This is a genomic window from Pseudomonas sp. HY13-MNA-CIBAN-0226, from assembly GCF_040310305.1.
Lineage (GTDB): Bacteria > Pseudomonadota > Gammaproteobacteria > Pseudomonadales > Pseudomonadaceae > Aquipseudomonas > Aquipseudomonas gregormendelii.
The window spans coordinates 1-236 of sequence record NZ_JBEOPS010000627.1; the positions used below are offsets into that span (position 1 = coordinate 1).

The 236-nt window shown below is 51.7% G+C and carries 1 protein-coding gene; it reads right to left on the reverse strand.

Going from position 1 to position 236, the window contains the following annotated elements; all coding sequences use genetic code 11:
- Positions 1-236: hypothetical protein (locus AAEZ05_RS30185; protein WP_350650346.1), on the reverse strand; the 236-nt coding region annotated here is incomplete at both ends.

Here is a 236-nt window from a genome sequence, read left to right on the forward strand (position 1 = left end):
CTACGTAAATTATCTAGCAAGTCTAGTGCTTGTGTCCACTCATCAACGATGATGGCTTGCACGCCCGCCAATTGCTTATCGATATCGCTAAAGTCGACTTCAATCTCGTTACCGCTGTCGTCAGAGATGCTAGATGGCGCTTGATAGTCAGCCAGTGCCTCTGTTGGGGTAATCTCTTGCGTCAGTACCGCCTGAGCAGCAACGTCGAGACCAGCAGCACGTGCTTTGGCAGCTGG